Raw genomic sequence first — 16,893 nt, forward strand, 5'->3', positions numbered from 1 at the left:
TGCGCAGCAAACCGGGTGGGGATCCTGCCTCCGCGAGCGCCGGCGTTCGTCGAGAGCAACCCTCACCCCGCCCTCCCCCTTTCAAGGGGAGGGAGACGAGCGGCGCAGTTCGCCTCACGGAGTGCGTGCCGCCCCTCCAATGGAGATATCCGATGTCCGGCCCACTCCATCTCGCGATAATCGTCACAGCACACCTGCTCTGCATGACCTTGTTGGTCGCACTGTCGGTTTGATAGCGTTCTCCCAGGGCCAGCCCCAGGGAGAACAACAATGAACCTATCAATGAAGGACCGTGTCGCGGTGGTGACCGGCGGCAGCAAGGGCATCGGGATCGCGGTGGCGCGGCGGTTTGCGGAATCCGGCGCCAAGGTCGCGATCCTCGCCCGCGGCGCAGCCGACCTCGCAGCGGCGCGCGAGGCACTCGCCAGGGACGGCCTCGTGGTGCGCGACTACGTCTGCGACGTCGCCAAGGCCGCCGACATCGCCAAGGCGCACGACCAGATCGTCGCGGATCTCGGCAAGATCGACGTGCTGGTCAACAACGCGGGCACCGCGCGCACGCTGGCCTTCGAGAGCATCAGCGACGAGGCCTGGCAGGAGGACCTCGACCTGAAACTGTTCGCCGCGATCCGCTTCAGCCGGCTGGTGTGGCCGGGCATGAAGCAGCGCAAATGGGGCCGCATCATCAACGTGCTCAACACCTTCGCCAAGGCGCCGGCCGGCAATTCGGCGCCGACCTCGGTGTCGCGCGCGGCCGGCATGGCGCTGACCAAGGTGATGGCCAATGAAGGCGGCGAGCACAACATCCTGGTGAATGCGCTCTTGGTCGGCCTGATCATGAGCGATCAATGGGTCAAGCGGCATGCTGCCCAGGCGCCGGACACGGATTTCGGGGAATTCGCCAAGGGCCTTGCCAAGGGCACGCCGCTCGGCCGGATCGGCACGGCGGAGGAGTTCGCCAACCTCGCCTGCTTCCTGGCCTCGGAGCAAGGCTCCTACATCACCGGCACCGCCATCAATGTCGATGGTGGCCGGTCGCCGGTGGTCTAGAGCCCCGGCCCTGGTTCAACCAGAAACCGGAGCTCCAGACTTTGCTTTGGCGCGTTTTCTTCACGCGAACCGGTGTCCACTGCGCTCGAAAACGCTCAAGCGGGCAACCAACGGCAGGAAGCGACGGCTCAAAAGCAAAAGGCCTCCGTCACCGGAGGCCTTTCATTTTAAACCGCGTCCTTGGCGGCCTTGACCGGCCGTGCGCGGACGATCTTCCGGGCCGGCTTGGCCTTGAACATCATCTCTTCGCCGGTGAAGGGGTTGGTGCCCTTGCGCGCCTTGGTCGCCGGCTTCTTGACCACAACGAACTTGGCGAAGCCGGGGACGAGGAACACCCCGGCCTTCTTCAGCTCCTTGTGGCCGACATCGACGAGCGAGTCCAAAACGTTCTTGACGTCGCGCTTGGAGAGTTCGGTGGTGGTCGCGATCTTCTCGATCACTTGCGACTTCGACAGTTGGGTAGCCATGGTTGCTCCATTGATTCTGGAGTGGGCACGATATGGCGGAAAACGCCGAGAAAAACAGTGTTTTCTGCACTCACCACAGCAATATCGCTGTGGACAGCCCCCGAATCAGGGTTTTTTCCAGTGTTTTTTCCAGTCAAGTCGCTTCCGACCCCTAAAATTACAGCGTTTGCGCGGCTTCGGGGCTCCCGAAACACCCCCTTCGAGAGAATCACTCGACGCGTCGCGTGCGACAGTATGGCGCGCAATTCGGGTTGCGAACCGCAGCCGCGCGCCACTTCAGGTTTCGGGAACGATCCTCCAAAAGGCCGAGGCATTAGAAAATGACTCGGGTTCCCATTCCATCGTAACATCGCAAAGGGGCGCCACGGCCGATCGGCCGGCCACCCCGATGCAAGCCTTTATGTATGTTCCGGAGACCCCGCGTATGGATTTGTCCCGCCTTGAGATCAACCGCCGCACGGCCCTTCTGACCTCGGCCGCGATTGCGGCCAATGTCATCAATCCGATGCGGGCATTCGCGCAGGAGACCCCGCGCAAGGGCGGCGTATTCAACGTCCATTACGGCGCCGAGCAGCGTCAGCTCAACCCGAGCATCCAGGCCTCGACCGGCGTTTACATCATCGGCGGCAAGATCCAGGAGAATCTGGTCGACCTCGACGCCAACGGCCAGCCGGTCGGCGTGCTCGCCGAGAGCTGGGAGGCGACGCCGGACGGCAAGACCGTCACCTTCAAGCTGCGCAAGGGCGTCACCTGGCACGACGGCAAGCCGTTCACGTCGGAGGACGTCGCCTTCACCGCGATGAACATGTGGAAGAAGATCCTCAACTACGGATCGACGCTGCAGCTGTTCCTGACATCGGTCGATACGCCCGATCCGCAGACCGCGATCTTCCGCTACGAGCGGCCGATGCCGCTGAACCTGTTGCTCCGGGCCCTGCCCGACCTCGGCTACGTCTCCGCCAAGCATCTCTACGAGAGCGGCGACATCAGGCAGAACCCGACCAACCTGGCGCCGGTCGGCACCGGCCCGTTCAAATTCGTCAAATACGAGCGCGGCCAATACATCATCGCCGACCGCAATCCAGATTACTGGCGGCCGAACGCCCCCTATCTCGACCGCATCGTCTGGAAGGTGATCACCGACCGCGCCGCCGCAGCTGCCCAGATGGAGGCGGGCGAATTGCACTACAGCCCGTTCTCGGGGCTGACGATCTCGGACATGGCACGGCTCGGCAAGGACAAGCGCTTCATCGTCCAGACCAAGGGCAATGAGGGCAACGCCCGCACCAACACCATCGAGTTCAACTTCCGCCGCAAGGAATTGTCCGACATCCGCGTCCGCCGCGCCATCGCGCATGCGATCAACGTGCCGTTCTTCATCGAGAACTTTTTGGGCGATTTCGCCAAGCTCGGCACCGGCCCGATCCCCTCGACCTCGACCGACTTCTATCCCGGACCGAACACACCGCAATATCCATATGACAAGGCCAAGGCGATCGCGCTGCTCGACGAGGCCGGCTTCAAGGCCTCCGGCGGCAACCGCTTCTCGCTCAAGCTGCTGCCGGCGCCGTGGGGTGAGGACATCTCGCTGTGGTCGACCTTCATCCAGCAGTCGCTGGGAGAGGTCGGCATCCAGGTCGATATCGTGCGGAATGATGGCGGCGGCTTCCTCAAGCAGGTCTATGACGACCACGCCTTCGATCTCGCGACCGGCTGGCATCAGTACCGCAACGACCCCGCGGTCTCGACCACGGTGTGGTACCGCTCCGGCCAGCCCAAGGGCGCGCCGTGGACCAACCAGTGGGGCTGGGAGGACAAGACCGTCGACAAGACCATCGACGATGCCGCCACCGAGGTCGATCCGGTCAAGCGCAAGGCGCTCTATGCCGACTTCGTCAAGGAGGTGAACACCGAGCTGCCGGTCTGGATGCCGATCGAGCAGATCTTCGTCACCGTGATCACGGCCAAGGCGCGCAACCACTCCAACACGCCGCGCTGGGGCTCGGCGAGCTGGCACGATCTTTGGCTTACGGCCTGAGGCCTCTTCTCCCTCGCCCCGCTCTTGCGGGGAGAGGGCTGGGGTGAGGGGCTCCCTCCACAAGTGATGCGGATGGATAGTGCGGTACCCCCTCACCCGGATCGCATTTCGCTTTGCTACATGCGATCCGACCTCTCCCCGCAAGCGGGGCGAGGTAAGAAGAGGCCGGTGTCCACTTCGTTCGAAAACGCTATAGATAACCGATGCGTATCCTGAGCCTTGCGGGGCGGCGGCTGGCCGCCTCGATCCCGACCCTGTTCCTGATCCTGATCGGCGTGTTCCTGCTGTTGCAGCTCGCGCCGGGCGACACCGTCGATGCGCTGATGGCGCAGATGGGCGGCGGCGATGCCGCGACCGCGCAACAGCTGCGCAAGTTCTATGGGCTCGACCTCTCGGTTCCGGCGCAGCTCGGCAACTATCTGTGGCACCTGGTGCGGCTCGACCTCGGCTTCTCCTCGATCTACGGCAAGCCGGTGGCGACCGTGATCCTGGAACGGCTGCCGCCGACCATCCTGCTGATGACCGCGTCGTTGTCGTTCGCGTTCTTCTTTGGCCTCGTGTTCGGCGTGATCGCCGCGCGCGGCGTCAACCGCTGGCCGGACACGTTGATCTCGACGCTCGGCCTGATCTTCTACGCGACCCCTTCGTTCTGGTTCGGGCTGATGGCGATCGTGGTGTTCTCGGTCTATCTGCAATGGCTGCCATCCGGCGGTTTCCAGGACATCGGAACGGTGCAGACCGGCATCCGGGGCGTGCTCGACATCGCGGCCCACCTCGTGCTGCCGACGCTGACGCTCGGGCTGATCTTCCTTGCGATCTATCTGCGCATCATGCGCGCGTCGATGCTGGAGGTCCTGAACCTCGATTTCGTCCGCACCGCCCGCGCCAAGGGGCTGGACGAGACCCATGTCATCACCCGCCACGTGCTGCGCAACGCGCTGCTGCCGATGGTGACGCTGATCGGCTTGCAGGCCGGCACCATGCTCGGCGGCTCGGTCGTGGTCGAGAGCGTGTTCTCCCTGCCCGGCCTCGGCCGCCTCGCCTATGAATCGGTGGTGCAGCGCGACCTCAACACCCTGCTCGGCATCGTGTTCGTGTCCGCGCTGCTAGTCATTGTCGTGAACTTCGTGGTCGACCTGCTCTATGCGCGGCTCGATCCTCGCATCGCGGCGGAGGGCTGACCGATGGACGCGGTGAAACGCTATTTCCGCAGCCCGGCCGCGGTAATCGGCCTGATCCTGCTGCTGCTGGTGATCGCGATGGCGATCAGCGCGGGCTTCCTCTATCCGCGCGATCCGCTGGCGCTGGCGGGCCGGCCGCTGGTCTGGCCGTTCTCCAATCCGCGCTTCCTGCTCGGCACCGACAATTCCGGCCGCGACATCGCCGCCCAGATCTTCTACGGCGCGCGGATCTCGCTCCTGATCGGCGGCGTCGCGACCGTGATCGCGATCCTGATCGGCATCCTGGTCGGCGCCTTCGCCGGCTATTACGGCGGCTGGGTCGACAATGTGCTGATGCGGATCACCGAGGCATTTCAGACCCTGCCGAACTTCGTGCTGCTGCTGGTCTTGGTCGCAGTGTTCGGCTCGACGCTGACGACGGTGACCATTGCGGTCGGCGTGGTGTCGTGGCCGGCGCCGGCGCGGCTGACCCGCGCCGAATTCCTGTCGCTGCGCAACCGCGAATTCGTGCAGGCGGGCAAGACGCTCGGCATGAAGGACCTCCAGCTGATCCTCGGCGAGATCCTGCCGAACGCGCTGCCGCCCGTGATCGTCTATGCCAGCGTGGTGATGGCGGTCGCGATCCTCTTGGAAAGCGCGCTCGCGTTCCTCAGGCTGTCCGACCCCAACGTCGCCTCCTGGGGCAATCTGATCGGGCTCGGCCGCGATGTGCTCCGGGTGCAGTGGTACGTCTCGGCGATCCCCGGCATCGCGATCCTCGTCACCGTGCTGGCGGTGTCGCTGGTCGGCCAGGGCCTCAACGATGCCCTCAATCCGAGGCTGAAGAGCCGATGAGCGACACTGTCCTTTCGCTCGACGGGCTGACCGTGCGCCTGCCCAAAGGCGCCGACCGGCCGCATGCGCTGTCCGACGTTTCACTGTCGGTCGCCTCCAACGAGATCCTCTGCGTGGTCGGCGAGTCCGGCTCCGGCAAGTCGATGATGGCGAACGCCATCATGCGGCTGCTGCCGAACGAGGTGACGATCGAACAGGGCCGGATGATGTTCAACGGCCGCGACCTCTGCGCAGCCGATGCCGCCGAAATGCGCGAGGTGCGCGGCGCTGGGATTGCGATGATCTTCCAGGAGCCGATGACGGCGCTCAATCCGCTGCGCACCATCGGCGACCAGATCGGCGAGATGTTTGCGATCCACACCGGCCTGTCGAAGGCCGAGATCAATGCACGCGTCCTTGCGTTGCTCGAGGACGTCCGCATCCCCGATCCCAGGGCGGCGGCAAAGGCCTATCCGCACGAGCTCTCCGGCGGCCAGCGCCAGCGCGCCATGATCGCGATGGCGCTCGCGCTCGACCCGAAGCTCTTGATCGCCGACGAGCCGACCACCGCGCTCGACGTCACGACACAGGCGCAGATCCTGAAGCTGATCCGCGATCTGCAGCAGCGCAAGAAGACGGCGGTGCTGTTCATCACCCATGATTTCGGCGTGGTCGCCGAGATCGCCGACCGCGTCGTGGTGATGCAGCACGGCGCGATCGTCGAGCAAGGCACGGCCGACAAGGTGCTGAACGACCCGCAGCATGCCTACACCAAGCAACTGATCGCGGCGGTCCCGCCACTGAAGGCGCCGCCGCCGCGCATCCTCTCCGGCAAGGACATCCTGACCATCGACACCGTCTCCAAGACCTACCGCACCGGCGGCTTCCTCGGCCGCGGCGCGCGAGTGACGGAGGCGGTCAAGAACGTCTCGCTGCACCTGCCACGCGGTGCGACGCTCGGCATCGTCGGCGAGTCCGGCTCGGGCAAATCGACGCTCGCGCGCTGCATCGTCCGGCTGATCGACCCCGACGCCGGTTCGATCGTGCTCAACGGCAAGGACTGGGCGAAGCTTGGCCGCGAGGAGATCAGGCGCGAGACCCGCCACATCCAGATGGTGTTCCAGGATCCGTTCGCCTCGCTCAATCCGCGCCGCAAGGCGGCTGAGCTGGTGGCGCAGGGACCGATCGTGCACGGCACCGACCGCGCGACCGCGATCGCGGAAGCGCGAAAACTGTTCGAACTGGTCGGGCTCGATCCGTCCGCCGGCGATCGCTTCCCGCATGAATTCTCCGGCGGTCAGCGCCAGCGCATCGGCCTCGCGCGGGCGCTGGCGCTCAAGCCCGATGTGCTGGTCGCGGACGAACCGGTCTCGGCGCTCGACGTCTCGGTGCAGGCGCAGGTGCTGAAGTTGCTCGCCGGGCTGCGCCAGCAGCTCGGCCTCTCCATCATCTTCATCACCCACGATCTGCGGGTCGCCGCACAGATCTGCGATCTCGTCGCCGTGATGAAGGATGGCGCCGTGGTCGAGCAAGGACTGACCGCCGAGGTGTTCGGCAGGCCGCAGCATCCCTATACGCAGGCGCTGCTGTCGGCGATCCCCGGCGGCGCATTCGCGCGCGAGCACGACATCGCAACCGTGTAGCCGGGCACGCGCGGCCCTACTCCGCCGCTTGTGGCTTGGATTCCTCGCGCAGCTGGAAGCGCTTCAGCAATCCGGATACCGTGTCGCGGAAGCCGCCATATTCCAGCTCGGAATAGGGTAGCATCGCAGCGCCGGACCAACCCTGGCTGCGCATCTCGATTGCCTTGCGCTGGGCGCGCTGGCGGACCTCGTCCCACGCAAGGTTGTCAAAGAAATCGGTATAGGACTCCGAAAACTTCCCGTCCCGGTCGATCGAGAAGCCAACGCAGGAAACGATCGGCAGGCAATACATCCCCGTCACCGGGGTGTTGAGCGGCACCGGCATGAGCGGCATCACATGCGAGCCGCGCGCATCGCCGCCCACGAAGTGCGCCTTGGCGAAGGGCGAGATGATTTCTTCGGGCGCTGCGAAAATGCCCTGGTTCCTGACGATCGCAACCGGATCATCCTTGCCGGTGTACTTGCCTGCGATGGAGTGAAGGCGCTGCGCCGAAACGGCGACGGCGACCTCGCCATAGGTTTTCGAGACGATGCGATCAATGCCGAAGCGCTCGTTGTCGCGAAGCAGCGCCGCAATGTGGTAGCCGTCCGCGGGCGCATCGAGTTCGATCACGCTGTCGCCGGCCGTGTTGTCCATATCGATGATATGGAAACGGAAGCCCTTGATCATCGGGGGCAGCATCAGCCCGGCGCAATACATGGGATCGGCAAAGGCCAGATAGAGCGGCAGATTGTAGGCGCCGGGACCGCATTTGTCGGCGGCGAACACCATGAAGGACTCCGCGGGTCTCGCGCCCGAGAGGCTGTGGTCGAAGCTGAGTTCGGCGACGGCCGGACCCGCGCCGCGAACGTTTCCGGAAGGGGCGTCGACGAGAAGATCCTGGCCGGCGCCGTAGAGCCCGGAGGTCTTCGCAACCGCGGTGGCCGCCAGAAACGTCTTCCAGGCGAATTGGTGGACCTCGGAGCTCCCTTCGCCCCGCGTGTGCGTCATGATGATCGCAATATCGTCGCCCGTATGGCGGACGAAACCGTCGATCAGGAGACCGTTGTCGATCGCTTTCGCGACCTCCCCTTCGACAGCCGCCATCATGCGCGCAGATGGTTTCGTATGGCCCCCAACGGAACCAATGTCAGCCTTGATGACCGAAATGGTGAGTTTCATGAGCATCCTCCGACCGCAGCTCAACGCCGTCGCCTCGGCGCTCGCTGCACCGGGGCCACGGCGCTGCTCAAAAGGAACGTTGTGGTTGCGGCAGGTTCCCTGCGCAAGTTCCTCACGGAATTATGGCCCCTCCGTCACCGCGTGTCGATACGGGCTATCGACACATCCGGCATAGCCCGTCATGCTCGATGGGGTTACCACCTGCCCTATGAAGCGCGGTTGAGAAAGATCGGCAAGCCCCGCTTGTTGGAATAGAGAGGACGGTAGCGCTCGGTGTTGTACGCGCTTGCGACGTCCAATTTGCGCGGCCCGAGCTTGGCGTCGGGGATCGGCACGAGGTCGTAGCGGCCCTCGACCAGCGCCGACATCAGACCGGTTTTGCCTTCCAGGATTGCATCGTAGGCCAAGTTGCCGAACGTCAACGCCACAAGCTTGTCGATGAAGTCCGGATCGCCTGACCGCAGGTCGTAGGTGAGGTCAGAGACGATGGTCTCCTCGCTGGTGCGCCGCTTGATCTCGTCCGCGAACGCTTCGGCCACGCTCGCCTTCCTGCGGTGACCGTAGGCATCAGGCTCGCCGAATTCCTGCACCGTGTAGCCCTCCCACTCGGCGCCCTCGCTGAGCACAATCAGCGCGTAGTTGCTTGGGTTGCCGTGCTTATCATCAAGGAGAAGCTGGATCAGTTTGTCGAGATTGACCTTGTACTCCGGTATAGCGCATCGGATCGAGGTTGCGTATGCGGTATAGAGTGCCGTAAAGCCGGCATCGCGACCAAAGACGCGGAAAATGCCAATTCGCTCATGCGAGCCGACGGTGGTGCGCTGGCGCTGGATGGCATCGCTGGCGCGGGTGATCGCGGTCGAGAAACCGATGCAGTATTCGGTGTTGCGAACGTCGTTGTCCATCGTCTTCGGGATGGCAATGATCTTGACGCCTCGCCGGTTGAGCTCGTCCGCGTAGCTGAGAGTATCGTCGCCGCCGATGGCGATCAGATGTTCGATACCGAGCCCCGCGAGGTTCGCCAGCACCTCGCTGGTGAGGTCCCACGTCGTGGTTGCGATGCCACCCTTGGTGCTCTGGGAAACCGGAAAGTCGTGGCCCGCGAGATGATCGGGCAACTTCTTCATTTTGGAGGGATTGGTGCGGCTCGAGTGCAGCACGGTGCCGCCGCGCCGGTCGATGACGCGCGTGTTTTCGCGGTTCAGCGGGATGATGTAGTGGGACTTGCTGGCCGGGTCGTCGAGGTTCAGGTGAGTGAGGGCCTCCCAGCCGCGGCGGAGACCGACAACCTCGATGTCGTCCTCGCTGCCGCGATAAGTCACGCTCTTGATCACCGCATTAAGGCCGGGGACGTCACCGCCGCCCGTGAGAACACCAATGCGCTTCCTCGCCATGCCTATCTCCCAGGAATCGGTATGTGGCAATAACGCCTGCGTCGCGTCAGGGTTTCCACAACGCTATCCGCCAACGGCGGAATCCGCGTGATCGCGGCGTTCCACCGGTCCAGTTTGGGCTCCCATTCTTCGGAGCACAATGTTGCCTGACCAGTCCTCACCTCGGGCGGCTGGCACCTCCGTGCTCTATATCTCGCGCGCGTGGCGCGGCGCCGCTCCACGTTCACCGCGACCGGCGCGAGGCGAGGAAATACTCTGCCCAGCGCAGCAACTCGAAGCGATCGCCCCTGACCAGCTCCTGTGCATCGCGGCGCCGGTAGAGCACCAGCATCCAGGGCGCGAGCTTGCGCAGCAAGCCGTGCGCCATGTACTGCACCGGCTCGGTGAACGGCAGCGCCAGCTCGCTCTCCGGCACGCCCTGCACTGCCTTTGCCAATTCGCGGCCGAGCGGGATCGTCAGTGCGACGGCGCGGCCGTTGCAGCCGGTCCAGCCATAGGCGTTCGGTCCGAGGCGATGCATGCGCGGCAGGAAATCCGCGGTCATCCCGACATAGCCGTTCCAGACATAGTCGAAGGAGACGTCGCCGATCTGCGGCCACAAGCGCTGCAGTCGCTCGGTGACCCGCGCCTTCAGCCGCCCGGTCTTGTCACCCGGGCCGAGCACGGCGCCGCCGGTGACCAGGCGATTGCGGGCGTCGTAACGCGCGAAATACAGCTCGCCATGGGTGTCCGACATCGCCTGCCTGCCCGGGATGATGGTCTTGCGGACATTGTCCGACAGCGGCTGCGTCGCCATCTGCCAGGACAGCACTGGCATCACCTCAGTCGCGATCTCAGGCACCAGCGCTTTCGCGAATTCGCCGCTATAGGCATTGGTCGCGACCACCAGCGCACGGCCGGAGATTTCGCCCCTCTCGGTCTTCACCACCCAGCGATCGCCGCGGCGCTCGAAGCTCAGCGCAGGCGAGCGGGCGTAGATCCGCGCGCCGAGGCCGAGCACGGTGCGCGCCAGGCCCCGCGCCAGCGCCAGCGGATTGACGTAGCCGCCGGTCCTGTTCCAGAAGCCGCCATACCAGGCATCCGAGCCGAGCATGTCCCTCGTCTGGTCGCGCGACAGCAATTCGACCGGCGCGCCGAATTTCGACCATTGCTGCACCCGCCGCTCCGCGATCTTGATCCGGCCCGGCGAATGCACCGGCTGCACCCAGCCGGCCTGCTCCTGCTCGGCCTCGATATTGTAGCGCTTGACGACGTCGAACAGCATTGCAGCGCTGTCGCGCAGCATCGCGACGAAGCGCTCGCCGGCCGCGCCATGCCTCTTGATGATGTCCTCGGGATCGGGGCGCGACAGCGTCGGGATCACCTGGCCGTTGTTGCGGCCCGAGGCGCCCCAGCCCGGCTCGGCGGCCTCGACGATCGCGACGTCGACATTGGCCTCGCGCAGATGCAGTGCGGTCGACAGACCGGTGAAGCCGCCGCCGATGATGACGACATCGGCCTGCTGCGCGCCGGTCAATTCGGGACAATCGGGACCGGTTGGCGTCACTGCTGCCCAGAGCGAATTGGGCCAACGCACGGCATTGCTGCTCATCATGATCCTTTCTTGCGGGGGCCTGCGCGTTCTGGTTAGCTTTACTCTACTCTCTCATTCCAGCCGGGAAGACAAGAAGTGGCACTCAAGAACGTCATCGGAATCGATCACGCCGTGGTCATGGTGAAGGACCTCGACAAGGCCGCCGAGAATTACAAGCGGCTCGGCTTCACCGTGTCGCCGCGCGGCACCCACAGCGCGCATATGGGATCGGGCAATTACACCATCATGTTCGACCCCGACTACATGGAATTGCTCGGCGTGCTGACGCCGACCGAACACAATGCTCCGGCTCGCGCCTTCCTCGAGAAGCGCGGCGAAGGTATCGAACGCATCGCATTCACCGCGGTGGATTCGGCCGCCGGCGCCGAGGAGATCCGCGCCCGCGGCTATGCGCCGATCGGGCCGACCGATTTCGAACGCCCCGTGACCTTGCCTGATGGCATGGTCTCGGCCGCGAAATTCCGCACCTTTCAGTGGCCGACCGCTGAAGCGCCCGGCGGCGTCCGGATCTTCGCCTGCCAGCACAAGACCCGCGAGACGGTGTGGATCCCCGAATTGATGACGCACGCCAATGGGGCAAAACGCCTCAAGCAGGTGCTGATCGTCTCGCCCGACCCCGCAACCGATGCCGCGCATCTCTCCAGGATGATCGATATCGCGGTCAGAAACGATCCCGACGGTGCGGTTGCGGTGCCGTCCGGCGGCGACCGTGCCGACTTCGTGTTCCTGACCAGGGATCAGCTCGGCAAGCGCTATCCCGGCGTTTCGCTGGATGGCCTGTCCGATCGCGGCGGCGCCGGCCTCGTGATTGCAGCCGACCTCGCCGCAACCGAGAAGGCGCTGGGCGCGACCGGCGTGAACAGCGGTGGCGGCATCACCGTGCCGCCGGCCGCTGCGAACGGCACCCTGCTCGCCTTCGTCAAGGCATAACTGCCATACCATGCGCGGCGCAGCGTTATGCAGCGGCGCCGCACATGTGGGGGCTAGGCACGGAAAGTTGAGACGCTAGTATCTCTCCCAAACAAGAACCCTCCAGGGAGAGAAACATGTCGCATCACCTGATCTCACGCCGCCAGATGCTGGCCGGCACCGCCGCCGCAGGCGCCGTTGGATTGACCGGATTTCCGGCCCGCGCCGAGGTCAACTGGAAGAAATATTCCGGCACCACGCTCGAAGTCAGCCTCGCCAAGGGGCCGCGCGGCGACAACCTGCAAAAATACATCAAGGAATTCACCGAGCTCACCGGCATCAAGGTCGAATCGGAGCAGGTCCCCGAGCAGCAGCAGCGCCAGAAATGCGTGATCGAGCTGTCCTCGGGCAAGCCGAGCTTCGACGTCGTTCACCTGAGCTATCACGTGCAGAAGCGGCAATTCGAGAAGGCCGGCTGGCTCGCCGACATGTCGGGCTATCTCAAGGATCCGAGCATGACGCTGCCGGACCTCGTCGAGAGCGATTTCTCGGCCGCCGGCCTGCAATATGCGCGCAACGACAAGGGCCAGATGCTGTCGCTGCCGTGGTCGGTCGACTATTTCATCCTCTACTACAACAAGGAGCTGTTCCAGAAGAAGGGCGTCGAGGTCCCGAAGACGCTGGACGAGATGGCGGTCGCCGCCGAGAAGCTCACCGATCCCAAGGAGGGCGTCTACGGCTTCGTCGGCCGCGGCCTGCGCAATGCCAACATGGCGATGTGGAGCAACTTCTATCTGAATTATGGCGGCGAATTCCTCGACGCGAAGGGCAACATCCTGACCGACGGCCCGGAGGCGATCGAGGCCACCAAGCTCTATCAGCGGCTGCTGACGAAATGCGCGCCTCCCGGCGTCGCCGGCTTCAACTGGATGGAGTCGATGGCCTCGTTCACGCAAGGCCGCTCGGCGATGTGGATCGACGCCGACGGCTGGGCACCGCCGCTGGAGGACCCCAACGCCTCGCGCGTGGTCGGCAAGGTCGGCTACACGCTGGTGCCCGCCGGACCCAAGGGCAAATTCTCGTCGACCTATGGCGACGGCATCGGCATCGCCGCAGCGAGCAAGAACAAGGAAGCCGCCTACCTGCTCTGCCAATGGGTGGTCTCGCGCGGACAAGGCGCCCGGCTGCTGCAGGCCGGCGGCGGCGTGCCGTTCCGCAACTCCATCGTCGACGATGCCGAGGTCGCCAAGGGCGTGAAGACCAAGGAATGGCTGCAGTCGGTGGTCGATTCCGCCAAGATCTCGAAGCTCGGCCTGCCCGTCATCATCCCGGTCGCCGAATTCCGCGACATCGTCGGTGCGGCGCTGACCGCGACGCTGTCGGGCGCCGATCCCGCCACCGAGCTGAAGAAGGCGCACGAGCAATTCCGCCCCATCCTGGAGCGCAGTGAAAAAGCGTGAGCGTGGTGACCCAGGCTGAGCCGGCGGCGACTGGCAAAGCGCTTTCAAGCGAAGTGGGTACCGGTTCGCGTGAAGAAAACGCGTCAAAACAAGACTCCAGAGCCGGAGGCTCTGGGGACGTTGCGCCGACGCGTGAATGGCGTCCGCCGTCCTACTGGCCGTTCGTGATCCCGGCGCTCGTCGTCGTGCTGGCGGTGATCATCTTTCCATGGGTGTTCACGATCTGGATGAGCCTGCAGGAATGGAAGGTCGGCTCGCCGACCGTCTTCGTCGGGCTCGCCAACTATCTGCGGCTGCCGACCGATCCGCGCTTCGTCGAGGCGGTCGGGCACACGCTGTCCTACACCGCGCTGTCGGTGGTGCTGCCGCTGGTGTTCGGCACGCTGGCGGCGGTGGTGTTTCACCAGAAATTCGCCGCGCGCGGCTTCCTGCGCGGCATCTTCATCATGCCGATGATGGCAACGCCCGTGGCGATCGCGCTGGTGTGGACCATGATGTTCCACCCGCAGCTTGGCGTCTTGAACTATCTGCTGTCGCTGGTCGGCCTGCCGCCGCAGCTCTGGGTATTCAACCCGACGACGGTGATCCCGTCGCTGGTGCTGGTCGAGACCTGGCAATGGACGCCGCTGGTGATGCTGATCGTGCTCGGCGGCCTCGCCGCGATCCCGACCGAACCCTATGAGAGCGCGCAGATCGACGGCGCCAATTTCTGGCAGGTGTTCCGCTTCATCACGCTGCCTTTGATCATGCCGTTCCTGTTCATCGCTGGGATGATCCGCATGATCGACGCGGTGAAGAGTTTTGACATCATCTTCGCGATCACGCAGGGCGGGCCGGGCTCGGCGTCGGAAACCATCAACGTCTATCTCTACAGCGTCGCCTTCGTCTATTACGACCTCGGCTACGGCTCGGCGATCGCGGTGGTGTTCTTCCTCCTGATCGTGGCGCTGGCCGCGCTGCTGCTTTACTTGCGCAAGCGCCTGCTGTGGACGTCTCAGCTTGGGAGCGAGGCATGAGCCCGCGTCAGATTCTGGGCCGGATCGGGTTGTGGCTGTCGGTGTTCGTCATCGTCTCGCCGGCGATCCTGTTCTTCCTCTGGATGGCCTCGCTGTCGCTGAAATTCGAGATCGACAACGCCTCCTATCCGCCGGTGTTCATCCCGGAGCATTTCGCCTGGAAGAACTATGCCGACGTGTTCGCCTCCAACCGCTTCCTGACCTATTTCAGCAACAGCCTCGTTGTCACCGGCTGTGCCACGGGGCTTGCGATGCTGGTCGGCGTGCCCGCCGGCTATGGCATTGCGCGGATGGCCGCGCATAAATCGGCGATCGTGATCCTGATCGCGCGCATCACGCCGGGCCTGTCGTACCTGATCCCGCTGTTCCTGCTGTTTCAATGGCTCGGCCTGCAAGGCACGCTGGTGCCGCAGATCATCATCCATCTCGTGGTCACGGTGCCGATCGTGATCTGGATCATGATCGGCTATTTCGAGACCACCCCGCTGGAGCTGGAGGAAGCCGCGCTGATCGACGGCGCCACGCGCTGGCAGGTGTTCCGCCATGTCGCGCTGCCGATCGCCAGGCCCGGGCTCGCGGTCGCCTTCATCCTCGCGGTGATCTTCTCCTGGAACAACTTCGTGTTCGGCATCGTGCTGGCCGGGCGCGAGACCCGCACATTGCCGGTCGCGGTCTACAACATGATCTCGTTCGACCAGTTGAGCTGGGGCCCGCTCGCCGCCGCCGCATTGATCGTGACGGCGCCGGTGCTGCTGCTCACCGTGCTGGCGCAGCGGCAGATCGTCGCCGGGCTCACTGCGGGCGCGGTGAAAGGAGGCTAGAGAAAGATGAAGTCATGGGGCCGTCGCAGGGGGAGCTGCCAAAATATCGAAATTAACCCCTGCAAAGTAGCGGGCGGCGGCCGAAGGTCCGGGTCAGGCCAATAGGCGACATTGCCCCTTTACCAAGTTTCAACTAGATCAGCGAATGCAAGGCCCTGACCGCAGCCTCACGGCTCTCCGTCGGAACAAAGAAACTTACCGAATGCGATGACAAGACATACTTGTCGGCGATGATCCCGTGACGTTGCAGAATCTGAACCGCCTTGTATGGCAGGTCCGAAGAAATACCGCCGAAGCAAGTGAGGCTCACCGAACTGAGAGTCTCGCGCTGTTTGCGCAGGTCTTTGCTCCTCTCCAGCGTGCACAGCAACGCGTCGAGCGTCTCCGAATCGGAAGTCATCATGATGCGGGTTTTTTCGGCGGCGAAAGCCGAGGCGAGGAGTTGCGGCCAAGGCAAGGCGTTTTGCGTGAGATGCTGCGCGAACTTCTCAAAGCCTTGATTGAGGTCCGCGGAATCGATCTCCACATGCTCAATGCGAGCCATCGAGTTGACCGCCAGAACTCTTCCGTTCTCCATGTCCGCGACCTCCTTCATCACTTGCGTGCTGTGTCGAGCGCCGCCCCACTTTCTCAAGACCAAGGGCACGTTTCGGCTGCGGGCCAACTCCACGCTGCGAAAATGCAGCACCTTGGCGCCCCAGAAGCACATTTCGGATAGGCATGCGAAATCCAGCTGGCGCAAGGTTTTTGCATTTGCGACGATGCGCGGATCAGCCGAGCAAACTCCGTCGACCTCCTTGATAATCTCGCAGCACTCCGCCTGGAGTGCCGCAGCCATGGCGACCGCGGTGGTATCGCTGCCACCCCGGCCAAGCGTCGTGATTTCCTTGGTCAGCGGGTTCACGCCCTGAAAGCCCGCCAGAACCACGATGCGTCCGCGATCGAGTTCTTCGCGCACGCGAATCGGCCGCACATCCAGAATGCGCGCGGAGGAATGGGATCCATCGGTCATCACGCCGGCCTGGCTGCCGGTAAAGCTGATCGCCGGCACGCCGAGATCAGACAGCGCCATGCTCATCAAGGACATGCTGATGCGCTCGCCGGTGGTCAATAACATATCGAGTTCGCGGCGATTGGGATGCGGGCTGACCTGATAGGCCATCTTGACGAGTTCATCGGTGGTCTTGCCCATCGCTGAAACGATCGCCACGACACGATGGCCACGGCCGTGCAAGTCGGCGACGCTGCTCGCGACTGCGCGGATTTTTGCCGGTGTTTCGAGACAGACGCCACCGTATTTTTGCACGATGGTGGTATTGCTAGGCATTCTTGCCCGCGTCGTCTT

14 protein-coding genes are annotated in these 16,893 nt (G+C 64.1%); 9 read left to right on the plus strand and 5 right to left on the minus strand.

Going from position 1 to position 16,893, the window contains the following annotated elements; translation table 11 throughout:
- Window positions 1-270 precede the first annotated feature (270 nt).
- Window positions 271-1,050 (plus strand): SDR family oxidoreductase, encoded by a 780-nt coding sequence (locus tag ACE10Z_RS32240; protein WP_375784382.1) that lies wholly within the window; start codon window positions 271-273, stop codon window positions 1,048-1,050.
- Between the two features lie 167 nt (window positions 1,051-1,217).
- On the opposite strand, the gene ACE10Z_RS32245 is transcribed toward ACE10Z_RS32240, so the two are convergent.
- Window positions 1,218-1,517 carry an HU family DNA-binding protein gene (locus tag ACE10Z_RS32245; RefSeq protein WP_021077434.1) on the minus strand — a complete coding sequence of 100 codons (300 nt, stop codon included), beginning with the start codon at window positions 1,515-1,517 and terminating at the stop codon, window positions 1,218-1,220.
- 424 nt (window positions 1,518-1,941) lie between these two features.
- On the opposite strand from ACE10Z_RS32245, the gene ACE10Z_RS32250 reads away from it, so the two are divergent.
- The 4 genes from ACE10Z_RS32250 to ACE10Z_RS32265 all read left to right on the plus strand — a co-directional run bounded on the left by ACE10Z_RS32250 (window position 1,942) and on the right by ACE10Z_RS32265 (window position 7,192).
- On the plus strand, window positions 1,942-3,555 hold the full coding sequence (locus ACE10Z_RS32250; RefSeq protein WP_375784383.1) for an ABC transporter substrate-binding protein: 1,614 nt from the start codon (window positions 1,942-1,944) through the stop codon (window positions 3,553-3,555).
- A 203-nt stretch (window positions 3,556-3,758) separates the two neighbouring features.
- Window positions 3,759-4,736: an ABC transporter permease gene (locus ACE10Z_RS32255; protein ID WP_375784384.1), complete on the plus strand. Its 978-nt coding sequence runs from the start codon at window positions 3,759-3,761 to the stop codon at window positions 4,734-4,736.
- A gap of 3 nt (window positions 4,737-4,739) precedes the next feature.
- Window positions 4,740-5,570, plus strand: coding sequence for an ABC transporter permease (locus tag ACE10Z_RS32260; protein WP_298364771.1), 831 nt, complete (start codon window positions 4,740-4,742; stop codon window positions 5,568-5,570).
- Entirely contained in the window at window positions 5,567-7,192 is a 1,626-nt protein-coding gene (locus tag ACE10Z_RS32265; protein ID WP_375784385.1) for an ABC transporter ATP-binding protein, read from the plus strand. Before ACE10Z_RS32260 ends, ACE10Z_RS32265 begins: the two co-directional genes overlap by 4 nt.
- A gap of 16 nt (window positions 7,193-7,208) precedes the next feature.
- Here ACE10Z_RS32265 and ACE10Z_RS32270 read toward each other — a convergent pair whose 3' ends face one another.
- From ACE10Z_RS32270 to ACE10Z_RS32280, 3 genes are all read right to left on the minus strand, one after another.
- Window positions 7,209-8,354: a fructose-1,6-bisphosphatase gene (locus tag ACE10Z_RS32270; protein ID WP_298364776.1), complete on the minus strand. Its 1,146-nt coding sequence runs from the start codon at window positions 8,352-8,354 to the stop codon at window positions 7,209-7,211.
- Window positions 8,355-8,560: 206 nt separating this feature from the next.
- Window positions 8,561-9,748: a 6-phosphofructokinase gene (locus ACE10Z_RS32275; protein ID WP_375784386.1), complete on the minus strand. Its 1,188-nt coding sequence runs from the start codon at window positions 9,746-9,748 to the stop codon at window positions 8,561-8,563.
- Window positions 9,749-9,971: 223 nt separating this feature from the next.
- Window positions 9,972-11,339: an NAD(P)/FAD-dependent oxidoreductase gene (locus ACE10Z_RS32280; RefSeq protein WP_375789971.1), complete on the minus strand. Its 1,368-nt coding sequence runs from the start codon at window positions 11,337-11,339 to the stop codon at window positions 9,972-9,974.
- A gap of 78 nt (window positions 11,340-11,417) precedes the next feature.
- Between ACE10Z_RS32280 and ACE10Z_RS32285 the strand changes: the two genes are divergently transcribed.
- From ACE10Z_RS32285 to ACE10Z_RS32300, 4 genes are all read left to right on the plus strand, one after another.
- Entirely contained in the window at window positions 11,418-12,272 is an 855-nt protein-coding gene (locus ACE10Z_RS32285; RefSeq protein WP_375784387.1) for a VOC family protein, read from the plus strand.
- 116 nt (window positions 12,273-12,388) lie between these two features.
- Window positions 12,389-13,711: an ABC transporter substrate-binding protein gene (locus ACE10Z_RS32290; RefSeq protein ID WP_375784388.1), complete on the plus strand. Its 1,323-nt coding sequence runs from the start codon at window positions 12,389-12,391 to the stop codon at window positions 13,709-13,711.
- Window positions 13,712-13,764: 53 nt separating this feature from the next.
- Window positions 13,765-14,727 (plus strand): carbohydrate ABC transporter permease, encoded by a 963-nt coding sequence (locus ACE10Z_RS32295; protein WP_375789972.1) that lies wholly within the window; start codon window positions 13,765-13,767, stop codon window positions 14,725-14,727.
- Window positions 14,724-15,548, plus strand: coding sequence for a carbohydrate ABC transporter permease (locus ACE10Z_RS32300; protein WP_375784389.1), 825 nt, complete (start codon window positions 14,724-14,726; stop codon window positions 15,546-15,548). The genes ACE10Z_RS32295 and ACE10Z_RS32300 overlap by 4 nt, the downstream gene beginning before the upstream one ends.
- A 133-nt stretch (window positions 15,549-15,681) precedes the next feature.
- Here ACE10Z_RS32300 and ACE10Z_RS32305 read toward each other — a convergent pair whose 3' ends face one another.
- Complete coding sequence (locus ACE10Z_RS32305; protein WP_375784390.1) at window positions 15,682-16,875, minus strand: aspartate kinase; 1,194 nt, start codon at window positions 16,873-16,875, stop codon at window positions 15,682-15,684.
- Window positions 16,876-16,893 lie beyond the last annotated feature (18 nt).

The organism is Bradyrhizobium sp. Pha-3, from assembly GCF_042258615.1.
Classification (GTDB): domain Bacteria; phylum Pseudomonadota; class Alphaproteobacteria; order Rhizobiales; family Xanthobacteraceae; genus Bradyrhizobium.